This window comes from Kitasatospora sp. NPDC022785 (genome assembly GCF_055561295.1).
The window spans coordinates 14,133-33,206 of the sequence record NZ_JBVHHB010000020.1; the positions used below are offsets into that span (position 1 = coordinate 14,133).

Below are 19,074 nucleotides of genomic sequence, written 5' to 3' on the forward strand. Positions count from 1 at the left end.
GCGAGCTGCGGCCGCTACTTGGCGTCGGCGTAGCAGTCCACCACGGCGGTGCTGAGCGGGAACCGGACCGGGGTGTCCCCGAAGACCAGCTGCCGGGCCTCGTCGGCGGAGGCGGCGACGGCGGCGGCCACCTCGTCGGCCTGGTTGGCCGGGGTGTGCACGATCACCTCGTCGTGCTGGAAGAAGACCAGGTGCGGCCGGTCGGCCGGATCCGCCACCGGCAGGGCGCCCAGCCGGCGGCGCAGCGCCGCGAGGAGGGCGAGCGCCCAGTCGGCGGCGCTGGCCTGGATCACGAAGTTGCGGGTGAAGCGGCCCCGGGCGCGGGCCGAGCGGCCGCCGGCGTCCCCGGCCGTCTCCGGGGCCTCGGTGAGGTCGAGCCAGTCGGCGGAGGGCGGGGGGCAGACCCGGCCCAGCCGGGAGGCGACCACGCCGCCGTCCTCGCCGGTGCGGGCGGCCGCCTCGACGTAGCCCATGGCGGCCGGGTAGCGGCGGCGCAGGGTGGCGAGCAGCGGGCCGATGTCGCCGCTGGTCTGCCCGTACATGGCGCCGAGCAGGCCGAGCTTGGCCTTGTCGCGGTCCCCCTGGAAGGCGGAGGCGGCCAGCGCCTCGTAGAGGTCGCCGCCGGCGGCGGTGCGGGCCAGGCCGGCGTCCTCGGAGAGGGCGGCGAGGACGCGCGGCTCCAGTTGGGCGGCGTCGGCGACGACCAGCAGCCAGCCCGGGTCGGCGACCACGGCGCGGCGCAGGATGCGGGGGATCTGCAGGGCTCCGCCGCCCCGGCTGGCCCAGCGGCCGGAGACCACGCCGCCGACCACGTACTCGGGGCGGAACCGGCCGCCGCGGGCCCAGGCGTCCTGCCAGGCCCAGCCGTGCGCGGCGTGGATCCGGGAGAGCTCCTTGTAGCGGACCATCAGCTTCGCGGCCGGGTGGTCGACCCCCTTCAGCTCCCAGGACCGGGTGGAGCCGAGCTGGATGCCGCGGTCGGCGAAGGCGCGCAGCACCTGGCTGTGCGAGTCGGGGTTGAAGGGGCGCCCGCCGAGGGCCTGTTGGAGTTCGGCGGCCAGCTCGGCGAGCAGTCTGGGCCGGCTGCCGGGGACGGTGGGGCGGGGGCCGAGCAGCTCGGTGAGCAGCCGGTCGTGGATGTCGGCGCGCCACGGCAGGCCGTCGTACGCCATCTCGGCGGCGACCAGCGCGCCGGCCGACTCGGCGGCGACCAGCAGCCGGAACCGGGAGCGCGCGCCCGGGTCGGTGATCGCGGCCAGCCGGCGCTGCTGCTCGGCGTGGACGGCGACGACGGCGGCCAGCGGGTCGGCACCGGGCGGCAGTTGCAGCCGGTCCGGGGCGAACAGGGTGTCCTGCCCGTCGTCGTACTCGGCGGAGCCGGGTTCGGGCAGGTCGGCCGGGACGGGCAGGCCGCGGAGCCGGGCCCAGGCGGCGCCGAGCGAGCGCGGCGCGCCGAACCGGCCCTCGTGGGCCAGCAGCAGCGCCTCGGTCAGCCGTAGGTCGTGGCAGCGGGCGAGCCGGTCGGGCAGCCGGGGGAGCAGCGGGGCGTAGGCGCTGTCGGCGGCCGCCCAGACCCAGCGCACGGTGCCGGCCCGCTCGGCGGCGGCGACGGCGGCGGCGAGGTCGGGGGCGGCGCTGGGCGGGCCGAGCGGGGCTCCGGCGTCGTCGAGGGGCTGGAGCCGGCCGCCGGGGCCGTGCGGGTCGGGGACGAGGGCGATCCGGGGTGCCATGGGGGCTCCTCCTCTCGGACGGACGGGCAGGGACCTCGACGGTAGCCGGTGGGTACGACAATGCGGTCCGGACGGCGCGCGCGCCGGGTGGCGCGCTGGTCCCCGGGCGGTGCGCCGCCGAGCGGCCGGGGGCCGTAGGCAGCGCCGGTGACACCGCGTAGGGTCGGCGAAATGACCGAGAACCCCTTCTTCGAACCCAGCACCCTGGTCTACGAACTGCCGCCCTTCGCCGAGATCCGGGAAGAGCACTACCTGCCCGCGTTCGAGCGCGGGATGGCCGACCAGCTCGCCGAGATCGCCGCGATCACGGCCGATCCGGCGCCGCCGGCCTTCGACAACACGGTGGCCGCGCTGGAGCGCTCGGGGGCGCTGCTGCGGCGGGTGCGGGCCGTCTTCGACAACCAGTCCTCCGCGGACACCTCGCCGCTGGTGGACCGGGTGGACGCCGAGATCAGCCCGAGGCTGGCGGCGCACAGCGACGCGATCCTGCTGGACGCCGCGCTGTTCGCCCGGATCGAGGAGCTGCACGGGCGGCGCGCCGGGCTGGACCTGGACGCCGAGTCGCTGCGGCTGCTGGAGCGGTGGCACACCGCCTTCGTCCGGGCCGGGGCCCGGCTGGGCGCCGCCGAGCAGCAGCGGCTGCGCGCGCTGAACGCCGAACTGGCCACCGCCTCCTCGGAGTTCCGGCAGAACGTGGCGGCCGACTCGAAGGCCCGTGCGCTGGTGCTGGACTCCGCCGAGGAGCTGGCCGGGCTCTCGCCGGACGCGATCGCCGCCGCCGCCGAGAACGGCCGGGCGCTCGGGCACGACGGCAAGTACGTGCTCAGCCTGAAGAACTTCTCCAACCAGTCCGAGCTGGCCTTCCTCACCGACCGCTCGGTGCGCGAGCGTCTGCTGGCGGCCTCGCTGGGCCGCGCGATCGAGTCCAACGGCCCGCTGGCGATCCGGATGGCCGCGCTGCGCGCCGAGCGGGCCCGGCTGCTCGGGTACGACACGCACGCCGCGTACGTGGTGGCGGACGAGACGGCGGGCAGCGTCGGGGCGGTGGACGGGCTGCTGGCCCGGCTGGTGCCGCCGGCCGTGGCCAACGCCCGCCGGGAGGCGCAGGAGCTGGCCAAGCTGGCCGCCGCCGACGGGATCGAGGAGATCGCCGCGCACGACTGGGCGTACTACTCGGAGCAGGTCCGGCAGGCCTCGTACCAGGTGGACGCGGCGGCGCTGCGCCCGTACTTCGAGCTGGAGCGGGTGCTGCGGGACGGCGTCTTCTTCGCCGCCAACCTGGCGTACGGGGTGACCTTCACCGAGCGGCCGGACCTCGTCGCCTACCACCCGGACGTGCGGGTCTTCGAGGTGTTCGAGGAGGACGGCGGCTCGCTGGGGCTCTTCCTCGGGGACTTCCACGCCCGGGCGTCCAAGCGCGGCGGGGCCTGGATGGACGAGCTGGTCACCCAGTCGCGGCTGCTGGGGAAGCGGCCGGTGGTGTTCAACAACCTGAACGTCGCCAAGCCGGCGGCCGGGGAGCCGGTGCTGCTCTCCTGGGACGAGGTCCGCACGCTGTTCCACGAGTTCGGGCACGCCCTGCACGGGCTCTTCTCGGACGTCCGCTACCCGTACTTCGCGGGCACCGCCGTGCCGCGGGACTTCGTCGAGTTCCCCTCGCAGGTCAACGAGATGTGGATGGTCCGGCCGGAGGTGCTGGCCAACTACGCCAGGCACCACGTGACGGGTGAGCCGCTGCCCGCCGGGTCGGTCGAGCGGATGGCCGCGGCGGAGGGCTTCGGACAGGGCTTCCGCACCGTCGAGTACCTGGCGGCGACCCTCCTGGACTGGGCCTGGCACACCCTGCCGGCCGGCCAGGAGGTCGCGGACGCCGAGGAGTTCGAGGCGGCGGCGCTGGCCAAGGCGGGTGTGGCGGTGGCGGCGATCCCGCCGCGCTACCGGACGGCGTACTTCTCGCACATCTTCTCGGGCGGCTACAGCGCGGGCTACTACGCGTACATCTGGTCGGAGGTGCTGGACGCCGAGACGGTGCAGTGGTTCGGGACCAACGGCCGGAGCGTGCGGGAGAGCGGCGAGGTGTTCCGCCGTGAGCTGCTGTCGCGTGGGGACAGCCGGGACGCGCTGGACTCCTTCCGCGCGGTGGTCGGGCGAGACCCGCAGACCGGCCCGCTGCTGGCGCGCCGCGGTCTGGCGTAGTGCCCTCGGAGGGTGGCCCGCGCACGGCGGGCCACCCGGGGTCCGACGGGTCCGACGAGGGCCGACGGGGCCCCGTCGGGGTCTAGCGGGGTGTGACGGTGACGGTGACCGGGGTGCCCGGGCGGGTGTGCGGGAGGCGGATCCGGGCGGTGCCGGCCTGGTCCCCGGCCGGCTGGTCGAGGTCGACCCGCGCGCCGGCCGGGGTGACGGTGACCCGCACGCCGGTGGGGAACGCGGCGGCGGGCAGGGCCAGTTCGGTGGCGTGGCCGGTGCCGTCGGCGGTCCAGCGGACAGTGTGGCCGGCGGCCGTCGCGGTGGTGGCCGCGTCCGTCCCGGCGACCGCCGTCGGATAGGGGCCGAAGACCGGTTCGTCGCCGGGGGCGGGCCGGCCGGCCGGGTCGAGTGCGCAGTAGCCGCCGTTGCCCCGGCACCAGTACCACATCGCCCAGCCGGCGGCGAAGCCGTCCATGGCCGCGACCTGCCGGCGGACCAGCCGGGTGTTGCCCGGCCTGCGGGAGTCGGGCGGCCCCCACTCGCCGACCAGGACCGGCAGCCGCTGGGCGGCCGGGTAGGCGGTGATCGCGGCGGTGTACCGCTCGACGAAGCCGCCGCTCTCGTCCCAGTCGGCGCCGGACTCGACCGCGGTGTCGTAGAAGTGCGGCGCGTAGCCGAGCCGGGGGCCGCCCCGGCGCGGGTCGGTGAAGCCGGGCAGCCGGGTGGGCACGCCCTGGCCGACCAGGACGGTCGGTTCGACGAACAGCCAGGCGTGGGTGTCCACTTGGCGCACGGCCCGGATCAGGCGGCGGTACATGTCGGCGAGCCGGCCCTGTTCGAGGGCGGCGGAGGCGGCGGCGAGCACCGCCGGGTCGGTCGGGTCGCCGTCCACCGGGCCGAACGGCTCGTTGAACAGGTCGTAGCCCAACAGGGAGCGGTGGCCGCGCAGTTCGCGGGCCAGCCGGGTGTAGAAGTCGGCCTGCCAGGCGCGCAGGTCGGGGTCGTCGTAGAGGTGACGGAAGGCGGCCTGGACGGCGGGCTGGAAGTAGCCGGCGAACCAGTCGTCCGGGTCCGGGGTGAACGGCAGGCCGTCGTCGCGGGTGGCCCAGAGCGGAATGCCGCGGTCGCCGCCGCCGAACTTCGGCCCGTAGACGTCCTGGTGGAAGTCGACCAGGGCCAGCACGCCGTACCGGTCGGCCCAGCCGAGCAGCCGGTGCAGACGGGCCAGTTCGGCTGGGTCGAGGCGGCCCCGCCCGGGCTCCAGCCTGGTCCAGGAGACGGGCACCCGGATCAGCGTGAAGCCCTGCTCCGCGAGGGACCTGACGTCCTGCTCGGTGGCCTCGGCGTACTTGTCGAGGTTGAAGCCGCGCAGCTGGAGCCGGCGGCCGGAGTCGTCGGTGAGACTGGTGCGGCCGTCGGGGGCGGTGGCCGTCCCGGTGGGGAACTCCGCCCGGTGCGGCGCCGCCCGGGCCGCGGCCGGGTTGGCGGCGAGCGGCGTGGTGACGGCGGTGGTGGCGGCGAGCAGGAGGGCAACGGCGGTGCGGCGCAGACGCATCGGGACCTCACAGGATCTCGCGGGCCGAGGCTCGCGGGCCGGGGGGTGGGGCCCGATGATGCCCGGATCGCCGTGTACTGCACAAGAGTTCGGGCCGGGTTCGGCGTCGGCCGGGGCGGGGTTCAGGCCGGCGGCGGCTCGGCGGCCGGGGCGGGGTTCAGGCCGGCGGCGGCTCGGCGGCCGGGGCGGGGAGGGCGGCGGTGGGCAGGTCGGCGGCGGCCGCGAGCCGGCCCCAGAGCAGGTCGGCGAGCGCCTGGACCATCCGGGTGCGCGAGCACGGTCTCGACTCCAGCCACCAGTCGCCGGCCGCCAGCACCATGCCGGTGATGCCGCGGCCCCAGGCCTCGGCGAGGAGTTCGCGGTCCGCGCCGAGGTCGACCTGACTCTCGACGGCCCGGGTGATCTCCTCCGCGATCTGCCGCAGTGCCGGGGCGAGCGCGTGGCCGACACCGCTCGGGTCTCCGGGCTCGGGGTGCGTGAGCAGCCGGTAGACCTGCGGGCGGGCCTCGATCCCGGCCAGGTAGGTGTCCAGTACGTGCTCGACCCGGTCGCGGCGCTCCAGCGGCTCGCTGAGCGCGGCCCGGACGGCGGCCAGCAGGCCGCTGGTGTGGCGCTCGGTCAGCGCCCCGATCAGGCCGTTCCGGTCGCCGAAGTGGCGGTACAGGATGGGCTTGGTGATCCCGGCCTCGGCGGCGATGGCGTTCATGCTGGCGGCCGGGCCGTCCCGCTGGATCACCCGGTCGGCGGCGTTGAGCAGCTGCTCGCGGCGGGGCTCTGGGGACATGCGCTGCTCCTCGTTCGGGCCGTTGACATCAGTTACCAATCAGTAGCAGACTCCCTCGATGTTACCGGGGGTAACACCCGGCGTGGCCGCGCCGGCAGCTGCCGGCGGCGGGCCGCCTCCCGGCAGCCGGCTCTTCATCGGAGGTATGCATCATGGGCACGTTCTCGCTGGACCCGGGCGCGGACCAGCTCGCCGTACGCGACTGGCTGCACGGCTTTGCCGCCGACGTCATGCGCCCGGCCGCGGCCGAGTGGGACGAGCGGGAGGAGACCCCCTGGCCGGTCATCCAGGAGGCCGCCAAGCTCGGCATCTACTCCCTGGACTTCTACGCCCAGCAGTACTTCGACCCCTCCGGCGTCGGTATCCCGATCGCCATGGAGGAGCTGTTCTGGGGCGACGCCGGCATCGGCCTGTCCATCGTCGGCACCACGCTGGCCGCCGTCGCGGTGCTCGCCAACGGCACCGAGGAGCAGATCGGCACCTGGGCGCCGCAGATGTTCGGCACCCCGGACGACGTCAAGGTGGCGGCGTTCTGCTCGTCCGAGCCGGACGCCGGCTCCGACGTCTCAGCGCTGCGCACCCGCGCCGTCCACGACGAGGCCACCGGCGAGTGGGTGCTGAACGGCACCAAGACCTGGGCCACCAACGGCGGGATCGCCGCCGTCCACGTCGTGGTCGCCACCGTCGACCCCGCGCTCGGCTCGCGCGGGCAGGCCTCCTTCGTGGTGCCGCCGGGCACCCCGGGGCTGAGCCAGGGCCAGAAGTTCAAGAAGCACGGCATCCGCGCCTCGCACACCGCCGAGGTGGTGCTGGACTCCGTCCGGGTGCCCGGTCACTGCCTGCTCGGCGGCAAGGAGAAGCTCGACGAGCGGCTGGCCCGGGCCCGTGAGGGCACCCGGAGCGGAAAGGGCAAGAACGCCGCGATGGCCACCTTCGAGGCCTCCCGCCCGGCCGTCGGCGCGCAGGCGATCGGCATCGCCCGGGCCGCGTACGAGGTGGCCCTCGACTACGCCAGGACCCGGGTGCAGTTCGGCCGGCCGATCATCGACAACCAGGGCGTGGCCTTCCAGCTGGCCGACATGAAGACCCGGATCGACGCGGCCCGGCTGCTGGTCTGGCGGGCGTCCTGGATGGCGGCCAACAACCAGCCGTTCACCGCGGCCGAGGGCTCGATGTCCAAGCTCTACGCGGGCGAGACCGCCAAGTGGGTCACCGCGCAGGCGATGCAGATCCTCGGCGGCAACGGGTTCACCCGCGAGTACCCGGTGGAGCGGATGCACCGGGACAGCGCGATCTACTCGATCTTCGAGGGCACCAGCGAGATCCAGCGGCTGGTGATCGCCCGGGCGATCTCCGGGATGCCGATCCGCTGACCCGCGGCCGGCGTCAGCGGGCCGCCCAGAAGGTGAGCCCGGCGGTGAGGGCGCCCACCACCGCGCCGGCGATCGTCTGCGCGGTGGTGTGGTCCCGCAGCACCACCCGGGACCAGCCGATCAGGGCCACCAGCGGGGCGAGCACCAGCCACCACGGGCCGAGCGCGATCGCCAGGCAGACCACCGCGCCGCTCGCCACGGCGGTGTGGACGGAGACCTTCCACCAGACGGTGATCACCAGGATCGGCACCAGCGAGGCGAACATCGCCAGCACCATCGCGGTCAGGTCGGCCGGCGCGTCCAGCCGGACCATCACCGCGAAGCTGGTCAGCACCGACCCCATGATGAACGGGAACACCGTGAGCCGCCGCTGCCGGTGGCCGACGTGGCGGTCCTCCAGCGTTCCCTTGCGGACGCCGCGCCGGATGAACAGGGTCGGGACGACGGCGGCGAACAGCGCCGCGAACAGTGCCCAGCCGAGGCCCCGCCAGCCGTAGCGCAGGGCGCCGAGCAGCGGCAGCATCGCGATGATCACGTTCTTGGGCTCGACGCCGTCGGTGACCCGGCGGGCCCAGAGGGTGGTGCTCGTCGGAGTGGTCATCGCGGTGGGCGCTCCCGGCGGCTCGGCTGGATCTTCGACCGGGTGATCGTAGTGGTCCGGGTGGGAGCGATCAGAACCGGGGCGGGCGGCCCTCCAGGAACGCGGCGAGGCCCTCGCGCACGTCCGGGGCCTCCCGGGAGCGGATCTCCCACGGCCGCAGCGCCGCGGCGGCCTCCTCCGGCGCGCCGCCCAGCGCCGCCTTCACCGCACCGATCGTCTGCGGCGAGCGCCGCGTCAGCAGCCGGGCGAACTCCAGGGCGTCGGCGTCCAGTTCGGCGGCGGGCAGGACCCGGTCGGCGAGGCCGATCGCCGAGGCGCGCACTCCCGTCAGCAGCTCGCCGGAGAACAGCAGGAGCTTGGCCCGGGAGGGCCCCACCAGCCTGGCCAGCCGCAGGGTGGGGACGGCCGGGTAGACCACCCCGAGCTTGGCCGGGGTGATGCCCATCCGCGCGTCGTCGGCGACCCACCGGAGGTCGCAGGCGACCGCCAGCTGACAGCCGCCGCCGACGCAGGCGCCGTGCACCACCGCGATCGTCGGGTGCGGGAAGTCCGCCAGCGCCTCCTCGGCGGCGACGTTGGAGGCGTGGTAGGCGTCGGCGTGGTCCGGATCGGCGTAGACCTCGGACAACTCGGCGATGTCCGCGCCGGCACTGAAGGTGCCGCCCGCGCCGGTGACCAGGAGGGCGCGGACACCGGGCTGTTCGGCGATCCGGAGCAGCACCTCGGGCAGCGCCTGCCAGATCGCCAGGGTGATGGCGTTGCGCCGGGCCGGCCGGGTGAACTTCAGCACGGCGACGCCGTCCTCGCCGACGTGGGCGCGGAGGCCGTCGACGTGGGTGGGCAGCGGGGAGCGGTCCCGCGTGAGCAGCGGCTGGTCCATGCGCACCTCCGGAGATCGTGGTGCGGACACTCTCTCAGGCGGCGCGGGCGGGGCCCCGACGCGGGTCTCGGGCAGGGGCCCCGACGCGGGTCTCGGGCAGGGGCCACGGGCAGGTCTCAGGCAGGTCTCAGGCGGGGGCCCCGGGCGTGCGGGTGCCGTAGTCGCCGAGGCCGTGCTCGACCAGGTCGAAGGCGCGCCTCGCATTCTCGACGGCCTCCGGCAGCACCTCGGCGGCCCGCTCGCCGGCCATCATCCGGCGCTGGTTCTCGCTGGTCAACGTCGTCCGGACGCCGAGCAGTTGGGCGGCCGCCGCTTGGGCGAGGAGCCGGTCGCCCGCCGGGTCCTCGGCCAGCAGCTCGGCGGCCAGCAGCTCGTTCGCCGCGTGGCCGAACGCGGTGGTCGCGCGCAGGGCCAGCGCGGGGGTCCGGTGGATCAGCCGCACCACGTCGACGGTGAACCGGTGGTCGTTGAGGCCGGTGGCCGGGTCGAACTCGGCCAGTGCGGCCAGGAAGTGGGTGCGCAGCGCGGCCACCACCGAGGTGCCGGGGGCGCGCTCGCGCACCACCCTGGCGGGCTCGTCGGTGTGCTGCTCCATCGGCGCCATGACCAGGTCTTCCTTGGACGGGAAGTAGTTGAAGACGGTCATCTTCGAGACGTCGGCGGCGGCGGCGATCTCGGCCACCGACACCTCGTCGAAGCCCCGCTCGGCGAACAGGGCGACGGCACTGTGCCAGATCCGCATGGCCGTCTGCCGCTTCTTGCGCTCGCGCAGGCTCAGCCCGTCGTGGGCGCCGGCCCCAGTGCTCTTCACCATGAGCGCGACTGTACCAGGATCAAACATGTACCAGGTCGGAATATGTGCTGGGTCAGAAGATTGGTTCAGTCAGAAGATTGGTCGGGACGAAGAATTGACCGGGTCAAAAAAGACTGTCATGGTGGTGCCGTGCCGCCGGGCCGGGCCTCCCCGGTGCGGCCCGGCTCCTGCTCGATCGCCCGAATTCCGCTACCCCGGGGGGACTTCCGATGACCGCCACCGCGCCGTCAGCGGCTCTGATGACAGAGCCTCAGCGCAAGCTGGGCATGCTGCTCTGCCTGATCACGATGATCCTGGCCGTGCTCGACACGAACATCGTGTCGGCGGCCACCGTGCCGATCGTCCGGGACCTCGACCCCGTCCACGGCGTCGACCGGCTGCCCTGGCTGGTCAGCGCGTTCGCCCTGGCCGCCACCGCACTGCTGCCGCTCTACGGCAAGCTCTGCGACCTCCACGGCGCCAAGCGGGTGCTGCTCGCGGCCGTCGGCACCTTCCTGTTCGGCTCGGCGCTCTGCGGGGCGGCGCAGTCGATGGAGCAGCTGATCGCCTTCCGGGCCGTCCAGGGGATCGGCGGCGGCGGGCTGATGAGCGTGACCATGGTGGTGATCGCCCAGCTCAAGGGCCCGGAGGGCGGGAAGAAGGGCGGCGGGGGCGGCCTGGGCGGCATCGTCGCCGGCGCCGGCATGGCCCTCGGCCCGCTGATCGGCGCTCTCCTCGCGGACCACCTCGACTGGCGCTGGATCTTCTACGTCAACCTGCCGCTCGGCCTGCTCGTCCTGGTCGGCGCCGCCCTCGTGCTCAAGCTCCCGAAGGGCGCCGGACGCCGCGGCCTGGACTTCGCCGGCGCCACGCTCGCCGCGGCGTTCGCCACCTCGCTGCTGCTGCTGACCGAGTGGGGCGGCAAGGACTACGCCTGGACCTCCCCGCAGATCCTCGCGCTGGCCGCTGCCGTCGTGGCCTCCCTCGGCCTGTTCCTCCGGCGCCAGGCCACCGCCGCGGAGCCGGTGCTGCCGCTCTCGCTCTTCCGCGTCCCGGAGATCCGGATCGGCTTCGCGGTGCAGGGGCTGGTCGGCATGGGGCTGATGGGCGCGATCATGTACGTGATGCTGTACCTGCAGGTCGCCCGCGGCGTGGCCGCGACCTCGGCCAGCCTCTACCTGATCCCGATGGCTACCGGAATGACGGTCGTCGGCATGGCGGTCAACCGGCTGACCGCGCGCGGCGTCCAGGACAGGACGCTCCTGGCCGCCGGTGGGGCCTGCGCCACCGTCGCGCTGCTGCTGCTCGGGCAGAGCGGCCCGGACACCTCGCTCTGGCTGGTGCGGGCCGAGCTGGGGCTGCTCGGCGTCGGCCTCGGCCAGTTGATCGGCCGGCTCATCACCGTCGTCCAGGACGCCGCTCCGTCACACCAGTTGGGTGTCGCCACCACCGGCATCCGGTTCTTCCAGACGCTCGGCAACGCGCTGGGGGCGGCGCTCTTCGGCACCCTGCTCGCCCGGGTCTTCGAGCGCGGCGAGCCCGGCACCCCGCTCGGCGCGGTCGGCCGGATGACCGGTGCGGCCCGGGAACACGCGGTGCAGGGCTTCGTCGATGCGGTGGACGTGGTCTTCCTCTCGGCGGCCGGGGTGATGGCGCTGGTCGTGGTGCTCGCGCTGCGGCTGCCGCGGCGTCCGGCGGAGGAGCCGGCCGTCGAGCGGCAGGTGCTGGCTGCCTGAGCCCGGCCGGTCGGGGGGCCGGTCGGCGTGGGCCCGGTGGACTTCGGTCCGCCGGGCCCCTGCCGCGTCCGCGCTGTCGGTCCGGGGGTGCCACCGTGGGCCGGGGTGGCGGGGCCGGGTGGACGGGCAGGCGGGACGGGCAGGCGGGGTGGGCCGGGTCAGGCGGAGGGCTTCCACTCGTGGGCGAGGAGCGACCAGACCTCCTTGTCGTGCCGGACGCCGTTGTGCGGGTAGTGCTCCCGCATCGTGCCGTCCAGCTTCATGCCCAGCCGCTGGGCGAGCGCCCGGCTGCGGAGGTTGGCCGGGCTGGTGTACCACTCGATCCGGTGCATGCCCCGGGTGGTGAAGGCGTAGTCGATCAGGTGGCGGACGGCGGCGGCCACCAGGCCCCGGCCCTCGCCGGCGGGCTCCGTCCAGACCCCGATCTCGCAGTTGCCGGCGGCGGCGTCGAACTGCGGGAACATCACGCCGCCGACCAGGGTGCCGTCGACCCGGATGCCGAAGATCCGGCCGGCGTCGGCGGCCTGCCGGTCGGCGTAGCGCTGGAGGGTCGCGCGGGCCGAGTCCAGGTCGGTGGAGTGGCCGGCCCAGCCGATCCACGGATCGGTGTGGGCGCGGGCGCGGTCCATGTGGGCGAGGAACTCGGGGGCCTGCCACGGTTCCAGCGGGCAGAGCACGGCGTTGTCGGCGAGCGCGACGGTGAACATGGGCAGGGCCTTTCGAGGAAGCGGTCCGGGGCGGTGGCCCAGGCGGGCGGTCCGGGGTGGACCCTACATACATAACAAACGTTTGGTATGTAGGATAGCCCCCATGACGCCCGCCCGTGGAGACCATGACGCCCGACGCCTGGAAGTCTCCGAGGCGGTCTGGCGGGTGCTCTCCTCCCGCGGCTTCGAGGGGCTGACGCTGCGCGCGGTGGCCGCCGAAATGGGTGCCTCGACCGGGTTGCTGACGCACTACTTCCCCAACAAGCGGGCCCTGGTGGCCTACGCGCTCGACGAGCTGGACCGGCGCTCCCTCGAACGCCCGCGCCGCGCCGCGCCCGCCGACGGCAGTGCGCCGCCGCCGGCCGGGCTGGCCCGGCTGCGGGCGGCGCTGCTCGACATCCTCCCGCTGGACGGACCGGCCACGGCCGGCAACCGGATCTGGGTCGGCTCCTGGGACGTCGCGCTGGCCGACCCGGAGCTGGCGGACGCGCACGCCGCGCGGTACGCCCGGGCGCGGGAGGCGCTGAGCGGGTACGTGGCGGCCGCGCAGCGGCTCGGCGAACTGCCTGCGGGCGTGGATGCGGCTCAGCTCGCGGCGGGGGCGCAGGCCTTCGTGCTGGGGCTGGTCGTGCAGGCCCTGTTCGCCCCGGCGGAGTTCCCGCCCGCACGGCAGGCGGAGCTGCTGGACGCCTACCTGGCGGGGCTGGTGGCCTCGGGGAGCCGGCCCGCGTCGTAGTGCGGACCCGGCCGGGGCCGGCGTGCGGTCGTGGCGCGGACGGGGCCGGGGCCGGGTCGGTCGGGTGTGGCGTGCGGCCGGGGTGGGCGCGGACCGTGGGCGTGCGTCCGCGGGGCGTGCCCCGGAGCTCGTCGGCACTGCCGGCCCGGGCCGGGGGCGGTGCCGGATTGGCCCGCGGGTTTCCGTTCGAGCCCGACCCGTCCGCGTGGTGCGGTCGGCCGGTGCCGGTGTTTCCCATGGGGTCGTTTCCGACGCGGCGACGACACGCATTGTCACGGGTTATGTGCGGTCGGTGTGCGTGCTTTTCCCGGCGGCCGGGCCGGCATAGGCCCCACCGGCGTGGTGGCCTGCGGGAATTCGCGCGTGGGTGCCCCCAGCAGGATTCGAACCTGCGACCTACCGCTTAGAAGGCGGGTGCTCTATCCGCTGAGCTATGGGGGCGGGACGGGCGGCGCCCTGGGGGGCGTGACCGTTGCCGGGATCGGGCGACGAGCGCGTGTGGCGCCCGCTGTCCGGCCCCGTACCTGAGGGTGGGGGTGGGGGTTGGCGGACCCTTGCCCTGTCGGGGACAGGATAAGGGTGCCCAGTTCCTCGGCCGGGTGTAACAACACCGTCGCGGGTGTGTCGGCTTCGGTGGAGCGGTCCGATAATCGCAGGTGAAGGCCGTGCGTGCAGCGGTCTGACGGTCTTCGGCGCCGGACGTTGTGCAGTCGTTACGGGGCTGCCGCCTCACCCGTTATGGATTCGGCACGGAGAAAGCACGACCGTCACCGCGGGTGGGGGGCCGTATTCGGGTTCGTTCGGTCGGATGACGTGGGCGGACGGCCGGCCGGGCCACCCTTGGGGGTGTCCCGACGGGGCGGGAAGCGGGTCGTTTGTTGTCATGACCGCGCAGAAGAGGGGCTGGAAGTAGTACCGCAAGGCCGAAATTCACCCCTGTGAGTGACGCCGGTTTTCCACAGGGCCGAGTTGTCCACAGGATTTCCGATCTCACTGGTCCGGATTTCCCCGGAACTGCACTCTCAACTCGCACCGGTTGATTCCGTACGGTGCATCGGAGAGAACGGAGCGTGTTCTGTGAACGGGACTCAGGTGACGGTGATCGGCAATGTCGCGACCGAGGTGACCTACGCGCGGACGGCCGCCGGAGTGCCGGTGGCGAACTTCCGGCTGGCGTCGACGGAGCGGCGTTACGACCGGCAGAAGGAGGGGTGGGTGGACGGCGAGACGCAGTGGGTGACGGTGACGGCGTGGCGGGCGCTGGCGGGTCATCTGATCGGCTCGCTGTCGAAGGGCGATCCGGTGGTGGTGAGCGGTCGGCTGAGGGTGCGTGAGTGGACGGACGGCGAGGCCAGGCGCAGCCGGGTCGAGATCGACGCCCGATCGGTCGGACACGATCTCAGTCGTGGTACTGCGGCCTTCACATGGGCGGCGGGGGTGCGGGGTGAGCCGCCGGGTGGCGGTGGGGAGGTGCTCGACGAGGCGGTGCCCGGGTGGATCGCAGACGCACTGCATGCGCGGAAGGTCTCGGCGTTGGCGCCGGCCGAGGCCCCGCCGGCGGGTTCGGGGGTGGCCGTGGTGGCCGGCGAGGAGGTGGACGGCATGTCGACCGGAGGTGAAGAGCAGATGGCCTTGATCTGACCAGCAGGGATCTCAACTGTCGACAAATATGTTGATCGAGACGGTTGTTGAGCCCACATGCGCAATCCCGGATCGGTTAACCGAGAGTTCGGGCTTTCTGGCAGATCGTCAGTTTGTGTGGATGATGGGATGGTTGATAACGATCCAGATACGGAATGGTCCTGATTTCGCATGGGGGTTTGCGCGCCCCCGGGGCTCAATAGGATTCGTCTGGTTCACACACATGCAGCGGCGCCACAGGGGGCGCGGCAATGCAAGGCGGGCTGCCCATCGGCATGGCCCGGCCCGGAGGGATCCCAGATGTTCCAGAGGCAGGGGCGGAGTCTTCCGCGCATAACCACTGTCATGCTCACGACCAGCATTGCGCTGGGCGGAAGCCTGTTCGCGGCGGGTGCGGCGGTTGCGGCCGACGCACCAGGCGCGGGTGTCACGGCAGTGATCCAGCCGACCATGGAGGCCGAGGAGATCGCCGTCGACGGCCACGGCCTCCAGGGTGGTCTGTTCACCCTCAAGACGCCGAACGGCTCGATCCAGACGTACTGCATCGACATCGACCACCCGGTGAACATCACCAGCGGGGTCGAGTACCAGGAGTCCGACTGGAAGTCGAGCTCGCTCGGCGCGAAGGAGAAGGCTCAGGACGCCGCCAAGATCCGCTGGATCCTGGAGAACTCCTACCCGCAGGTGACCGACCTCGTGAAGCTGGCCAAGGACGCCGGCGTCGACGGTCAGCTCACCAAGGAGGATGCTGCCGCCGGCACCCAGGCCGCGATCTGGAAGTTCTCGGACGGCAAGAACGCCATCCCGAAGGACTCGCAGGCCAAGCAGCTGCGCGACTACCTGGTCAGCGACAAGAACAAGGGCATCGCCGCTGAGCCCAAGCCCTCGCTGAGCCTCACGCCGGACTCGGTGTCGGGCAAGCCGGGCAACAAGCTCGGTCCGTTCACCATCAACTCCAGCGCCTCCGAGGTGAAGCTGGCGGTCGCCGGTGACGCCGCGGGCAAGGTGAAGCTGGTCGACAAGGACGGCAAGCCGGTCACCGGCCTGACCGGCCCGGTCGCCAAGGACACCCAGCTGTTCCTGGACGTCCCGGCCGGCACCCCGGACGGCGCGGCCACCGTGACGGCCAACGCCGAGACCGTCGTGCCCAGCGGCCGCGTCTTCCTCAGCAAGGGCTACACCCCGGCGAAGCACAGCCAGACCATGATCCTGGCCGGCTCCACCAAGCTCAGCGTCTCCGACGCCGCCAAGGCCACCTGGAAGCAGGGCAAGGGTGCGCTGGTGGACAGCACCGCCCAGGTCGAGTGCGACGCCAACGGCGTCCGCGTCTCCGTCGCCAACGGCGGCGACGAGGCGGCCGACGTCACGGTGACGCCGGGCAAGAAGGTCACCGTCCAGCCGGGCAAGGTCGAGAGCGTGGTCGTCCCGGTCGCGGAGGACGCCGCCTACGACATCACCGTCACCGGCCCGAACGGCTTCACCAAGGAGTTCAAGGGCATCCTGGACTGCAAGGTCACCAGCGTGACCACGCCGACCGGCACCCCGTCGGCCGCCCCGACCACCCCGGCCGCCACCACCCCGGCTCCGGCCGGTACGCCGTCGGCCGGCGCCACCACCACCGCTGCCAAGCCGGCTCCGGCCGCCACCAGCCCGGCCCCCGGCACCACCGGTGGTCTGGCCCAGACCGGTGGTAACGACGCCACCCCGGTGCTCGCCGCCGTCGCCGGCGGTCTGGTCGTGGCCGGCGGTGCCGCGGTCTTCGTCCTGCGCCGTCGCGGCCGTCACGGTCGCAGCGCCGCCTGAGGCAGCAGCGCACCGAGGTCCTGAGCTCCTGAGGGCCTGAAGGACTCCGGCCCGGCTCCCCGCATCCTTTGCGGGGAGCCGGGCCGAGTCGCGTTCCGGCTGCGTGCGGGGGGTGCGGCGGGAGCCGGGCGGGGGAGGAGAAGGGAGCGACCGGCCTGATACCCCGGTGGGGCACGGCAGTCGGTTCGGGTCTCGGGGCCGGGTGCGGCACAATGGAAGGCTGCAAGCCGAATTACTCCCGACGACGCCGGAGCGATCTCACGTGGCGGAATACATCTACACGATGCGCAAGGTGCGCAAGGCGCACGGAGACAAGGTCATCCTTGACGACGTGACGCTCAGCTTCCTCCCCGGGGCGAAGATCGGCGTTGTCGGCCCCAACGGCGCCGGCAAGTCCACCGTGCTGAAGATGATGGCCGGCCTGGAGCAGCCCTCCAACGGTGACGCCTTCCTCTCGCCCGGGTACACCGTCGGCATGCTGCTCCAGGAGCCGCCGCTGGACGAGACCAAGACGGTCCTCGAGAACGTCGAGGACGGCGTCAAGGAGATCAAGGCGAAGCTCAACCGCTTCAACGAGATCGCCGAGCTGATGGCCACCGACTACTCGGACGCGCTGCTCGACGAGATGGGCAAGCTCCAGGAGGACCTGGACCACGCCAACGCCTGGGACCTCGACGCCCAGCTGGAGCAGGCCATGGACGCGCTGGGCTGCCCGCCCGGCGACTGGGCCGTCACCAAGCTCTCCGGTGGCGAGAAGCGCCGCGTGGCGCTCTGCAAGCTGCTGCTGGAGGCCCCCGACCTGCTGCTGCTCGACGAGCCCACCAACCACCTGGACGCCGAGTCGGTGAACTGGCTGGAGCAGCACCTGGCCAAGTACGCCGGCACCGTCGTCGCCGTCACCCACGACCGGTACTTCCTGGACAACGTGGCCGGCTGGATCCTGGAGCTCGACCGCGGCCGCGCGATCGGTTACGAGGGCAACTACTCCACCTACCTGGAGAGCAAGCAGTCCCGGCTCAAGGTCGAGGGCCAGAAGGACGCCAAGCGCGCCAAGCGGCTCAAGGAAGAGCTGGAGTGGGTCCGCTCCAACGCCAAGGGCCGCCAGGCGAAGTCCAAGGCCCGTCTGGCCCGCTACGAGGAGATGGCGGCCGAGGCCGACAAGATGCGGAAGCTGGACTTCGAGGAGATCCAGATCCCGCCGGGCCCGCGTCTGGGCAGCGTCGTCATCGAGGTGGAGAACCTCAACAAGGCCTTCGGCGAGAAGATCCTGATCGACGACCTCAGCTTCACCCTGCCGCGCAACGGCATCGTCGGCATCATCGGCCCGAACGGCGCCGGCAAGACCACGCTGTTCAAGATGCTGCAGGACCTGGAGACCCCGGACTCCGGCAAGGTCAGGGTCGGCGACACGGTCAAGATCAGCTACGTCGACCAGACCCGCGCCAACATCGACCCGAAGAAGACGCTCTGGGAGGTCGTCTCCGACGGCCTGGACTGGATCAACGTCGGCCAGGTCGAGATGCCGTCCCGCGCCTACGTCTCGGCGTTCGGCTTCAAGGGCCCGGACCAGCAGAAGCCGGCCGGCGTGCTCTCCGGTGGTGAGCGCAACCGCCTCAACCTGGCGCTCACCCTCAAGCAGGGCGGCAACCTGCTGCTCCTCGACGAGCCCACCAACGACCTCGACGTCGAGACCCTCTCCTCGCTGGAGAACGCGCTGCTGGAGTTCCCCGGCTGCGCCGTGGTCATCTCCCACGACCGCTGGTTCCTGGACCGAGTGGCCACCCACATCCTCGCCTACGAGGGCGAGAGCAAGTGGTTCTGGTTCGAGGGCAACTTCGAGTCGTACGAGAAGAACAAGATCGAGCGGCTGGGCGCCGACGCCGCCCGTCCGCACCGGGCCACCTACAAGAAGCTGACCCGGGGCTGACACCCAGCTGTCACAACGGCCCGGCAGACTGCCCTCCGGGGCGGCCTGCCGGGCCGCGGCCCACCGCCACCACCGCGCGGCGGGTCACCTGACGTCGAGGAGAACACCCGTGGCACGCCACATCTACGCCTGTCCGCTGCGTTGGTCCGACATGGACGCCTTCGGGCACGTCAACAACGTCGTCTTCCTGCGCTACCTGGAGGAGGCCCGGATCGACTTCATGTTCACCCAGGCCGCCGCGGCCGGTGCCGGGGAGTTCGCGGGCGGTTCGGTGGTGGCGCGCCACGAGATCGACTACAAGCGGCCGCTGGTGCACCGGCCCGAGCCGGTCACCATCGAGACCTGGGTGACCAAGATCGGCGTCGCCTCGCTGACGGTCGCGTACGAGATCAAGGACAGCGCCGAGGACGGCACCGAGACGGTCTACGTCCGGGCGTCCACCGTGGTCGTGCCCTACGACCTCGCCGAGGGCCGGCCGCGCCGGATCAGCGAGGTGGAGCGGGAGTTCCTCGGCCGCTACACCGACGACCACGGCAAGGACGGCCACAGCCTGGACGCGGAGCCGGTCGGCGCGGCGGCCTGAGCCCGGGCCGCCCGGCCCCGGCTCCGGCCTGATCG

General features: G+C 73.1%; 15 protein-coding genes and 1 tRNA gene. 8 read left to right on the plus strand and 8 right to left on the minus strand.

What is annotated here, in order from left to right; all coding sequences use genetic code 11:
- Positions 1-14: 14 nt before the first annotated feature.
- Positions 15-1,730: a bifunctional 3'-5' exonuclease/DNA polymerase gene (locus tag ACZ3YO_RS27030; protein ID WP_465574029.1), complete on the minus strand. Its 1,716-nt coding sequence runs from the start codon at positions 1,728-1,730 to the stop codon at positions 15-17.
- Positions 1,731-1,901: 171 nt separating this feature from the next.
- Here ACZ3YO_RS27030 and ACZ3YO_RS27035 point away from each other — a divergent pair, with 171 nt between their 5' ends.
- Entirely contained in the window at positions 1,902-3,926 is a 2,025-nt protein-coding gene (locus ACZ3YO_RS27035; protein WP_465574032.1) for a M3 family metallopeptidase, read from the plus strand.
- Between the two features lie 82 nt (positions 3,927-4,008).
- On the opposite strand, the gene ACZ3YO_RS27040 is transcribed toward ACZ3YO_RS27035, so the two are convergent.
- Positions 4,009-5,475 (minus strand): cellulase family glycosylhydrolase, encoded by a 1,467-nt coding sequence (locus ACZ3YO_RS27040; RefSeq protein ID WP_465574034.1) that lies wholly within the window; start codon positions 5,473-5,475, stop codon positions 4,009-4,011.
- Between the two features lie 157 nt (positions 5,476-5,632).
- Positions 5,633-6,259: a TetR/AcrR family transcriptional regulator gene (locus tag ACZ3YO_RS27045; RefSeq protein WP_465574037.1), complete on the minus strand. Its 627-nt coding sequence runs from the start codon at positions 6,257-6,259 to the stop codon at positions 5,633-5,635.
- A gap of 152 nt (positions 6,260-6,411) precedes the next feature.
- On the opposite strand from ACZ3YO_RS27045, the gene ACZ3YO_RS27050 reads away from it, so the two are divergent.
- Entirely contained in the window at positions 6,412-7,632 is a 1,221-nt protein-coding gene (locus ACZ3YO_RS27050; protein ID WP_465547421.1) for an acyl-CoA dehydrogenase family protein, read from the plus strand.
- A gap of 13 nt (positions 7,633-7,645) precedes the next feature.
- Here the strand turns inward: ACZ3YO_RS27050 and ACZ3YO_RS27055 are convergent, their stop codons facing one another.
- The 3 genes from ACZ3YO_RS27055 to ACZ3YO_RS27065 all read right to left on the minus strand — a co-directional run bounded on the left by ACZ3YO_RS27055 (position 7,646) and on the right by ACZ3YO_RS27065 (position 9,927).
- Entirely contained in the window at positions 7,646-8,233 is a 588-nt protein-coding gene (locus ACZ3YO_RS27055; protein ID WP_465574040.1) for a phosphatase PAP2 family protein, read from the minus strand.
- Positions 8,234-8,303: 70 nt separating this feature from the next.
- A complete protein-coding gene (locus ACZ3YO_RS27060) occupies positions 8,304-9,113 on the minus strand; it encodes an enoyl-CoA hydratase/isomerase family protein (RefSeq protein WP_465574043.1) in 810 nt (269 codons plus the stop codon).
- A gap of 127 nt (positions 9,114-9,240) precedes the next feature.
- Positions 9,241-9,927 (minus strand): TetR family transcriptional regulator, encoded by a 687-nt coding sequence (locus ACZ3YO_RS27065; RefSeq protein WP_465574045.1) that lies wholly within the window; start codon positions 9,925-9,927, stop codon positions 9,241-9,243.
- Between the two features lie 239 nt (positions 9,928-10,166).
- Between ACZ3YO_RS27065 and ACZ3YO_RS27070 the strand changes: the two genes are divergently transcribed.
- Positions 10,167-11,642 (plus strand): MFS transporter, encoded by a 1,476-nt coding sequence (locus tag ACZ3YO_RS27070; RefSeq protein ID WP_465574048.1) that lies wholly within the window; start codon positions 10,167-10,169, stop codon positions 11,640-11,642.
- Between the two features lie 158 nt (positions 11,643-11,800).
- Here the strand turns inward: ACZ3YO_RS27070 and ACZ3YO_RS27075 are convergent, their stop codons facing one another.
- A complete protein-coding gene (locus tag ACZ3YO_RS27075; RefSeq protein ID WP_465574050.1) occupies positions 11,801-12,349 on the minus strand; it encodes a GNAT family N-acetyltransferase in 549 nt (182 codons plus the stop codon).
- 103 nt (positions 12,350-12,452) lie between these two features.
- Between ACZ3YO_RS27075 and ACZ3YO_RS27080 the strand changes: the two genes are divergently transcribed.
- Positions 12,453-13,085 carry a TetR/AcrR family transcriptional regulator gene (locus tag ACZ3YO_RS27080; RefSeq protein ID WP_465574053.1) on the plus strand — a complete coding sequence of 211 codons (633 nt, stop codon included), beginning with the start codon at positions 12,453-12,455 and terminating at the stop codon, positions 13,083-13,085.
- 368 nt (positions 13,086-13,453) lie between these two features.
- Here ACZ3YO_RS27080 and ACZ3YO_RS27085 read toward each other — a convergent pair.
- Positions 13,454-13,526 (minus strand) — tRNA-Arg (locus ACZ3YO_RS27085).
- A 651-nt stretch (positions 13,527-14,177) separates the two neighbouring features.
- On the opposite strand from ACZ3YO_RS27085, the gene ACZ3YO_RS27090 reads away from it, so the two are divergent.
- The 4 genes from ACZ3YO_RS27090 to ACZ3YO_RS27105 all read left to right on the plus strand — a co-directional run bounded on the left by ACZ3YO_RS27090 (position 14,178) and on the right by ACZ3YO_RS27105 (position 19,039).
- The gene (locus ACZ3YO_RS27090) at positions 14,178-14,726 is read left to right on the plus strand and encodes a single-stranded DNA-binding protein (protein WP_465574055.1); all 549 of its coding nucleotides are present in this window, start codon (positions 14,178-14,180) and stop codon (positions 14,724-14,726) included.
- A gap of 345 nt (positions 14,727-15,071) precedes the next feature.
- On the plus strand, positions 15,072-16,529 hold the full coding sequence (locus ACZ3YO_RS27095; protein ID WP_465574058.1) for a Cys-Gln thioester bond-forming surface protein: 1,458 nt from the start codon (positions 15,072-15,074) through the stop codon (positions 16,527-16,529).
- Positions 16,530-16,791: 262 nt separating this feature from the next.
- Positions 16,792-18,456: an energy-dependent translational throttle protein EttA gene (gene ettA / locus ACZ3YO_RS27100; RefSeq protein WP_465574061.1), complete on the plus strand. Its 1,665-nt coding sequence runs from the start codon at positions 16,792-16,794 to the stop codon at positions 18,454-18,456.
- A gap of 109 nt (positions 18,457-18,565) precedes the next feature.
- Positions 18,566-19,039 (plus strand): acyl-CoA thioesterase, encoded by a 474-nt coding sequence (locus ACZ3YO_RS27105; RefSeq protein ID WP_465574064.1) that lies wholly within the window; start codon positions 18,566-18,568, stop codon positions 19,037-19,039.
- Positions 19,040-19,074 lie beyond the last annotated feature (35 nt).

Excerpts from the sequence above, each read along its gene's own strand:
- ACZ3YO_RS27030 (WP_465574029.1), bottom strand. The coding sequence starts at position 1,730 with ATGGCACCCCGGATCGCCCTCGTCCCCGACCCGCACGGCCCCGGCGGC.
- ACZ3YO_RS27035 (WP_465574032.1), top strand. The coding sequence starts at position 1,902 with ATGACCGAGAACCCCTTCTTCGAACCCAGCACCCTGGTCTACGAACTG.
- ACZ3YO_RS27040 (WP_465574034.1), bottom strand. The coding sequence starts at position 5,475 with ATGCGTCTGCGCCGCACCGCCGTTGCCCTCCTGCTCGCCGCCACCACC.
- ACZ3YO_RS27045 (WP_465574037.1), bottom strand. The coding sequence starts at position 6,259 with ATGTCCCCAGAGCCCCGCCGCGAGCAGCTGCTCAACGCCGCCGACCGG.
- ACZ3YO_RS27050 (WP_465547421.1), top strand. The coding sequence starts at position 6,412 with ATGGGCACGTTCTCGCTGGACCCGGGCGCGGACCAGCTCGCCGTACGC.
- ACZ3YO_RS27055 (WP_465574040.1), bottom strand. The coding sequence starts at position 8,233 with ATGACCACTCCGACGAGCACCACCCTCTGGGCCCGCCGGGTCACCGAC.
- ACZ3YO_RS27060 (WP_465574043.1), bottom strand. The coding sequence starts at position 9,113 with ATGGACCAGCCGCTGCTCACGCGGGACCGCTCCCCGCTGCCCACCCAC.
- ACZ3YO_RS27065 (WP_465574045.1), bottom strand. The coding sequence starts at position 9,927 with ATGGTGAAGAGCACTGGGGCCGGCGCCCACGACGGGCTGAGCCTGCGC.
- ACZ3YO_RS27070 (WP_465574048.1), top strand. The coding sequence starts at position 10,167 with ATGACAGAGCCTCAGCGCAAGCTGGGCATGCTGCTCTGCCTGATCACG.
- ACZ3YO_RS27075 (WP_465574050.1), bottom strand. The coding sequence starts at position 12,349 with ATGTTCACCGTCGCGCTCGCCGACAACGCCGTGCTCTGCCCGCTGGAA.
- ACZ3YO_RS27080 (WP_465574053.1), top strand. The coding sequence starts at position 12,453 with ATGACGCCCGCCCGTGGAGACCATGACGCCCGACGCCTGGAAGTCTCC.
- ACZ3YO_RS27095 (WP_465574058.1), top strand. The coding sequence starts at position 15,072 with ATGCTCACGACCAGCATTGCGCTGGGCGGAAGCCTGTTCGCGGCGGGT.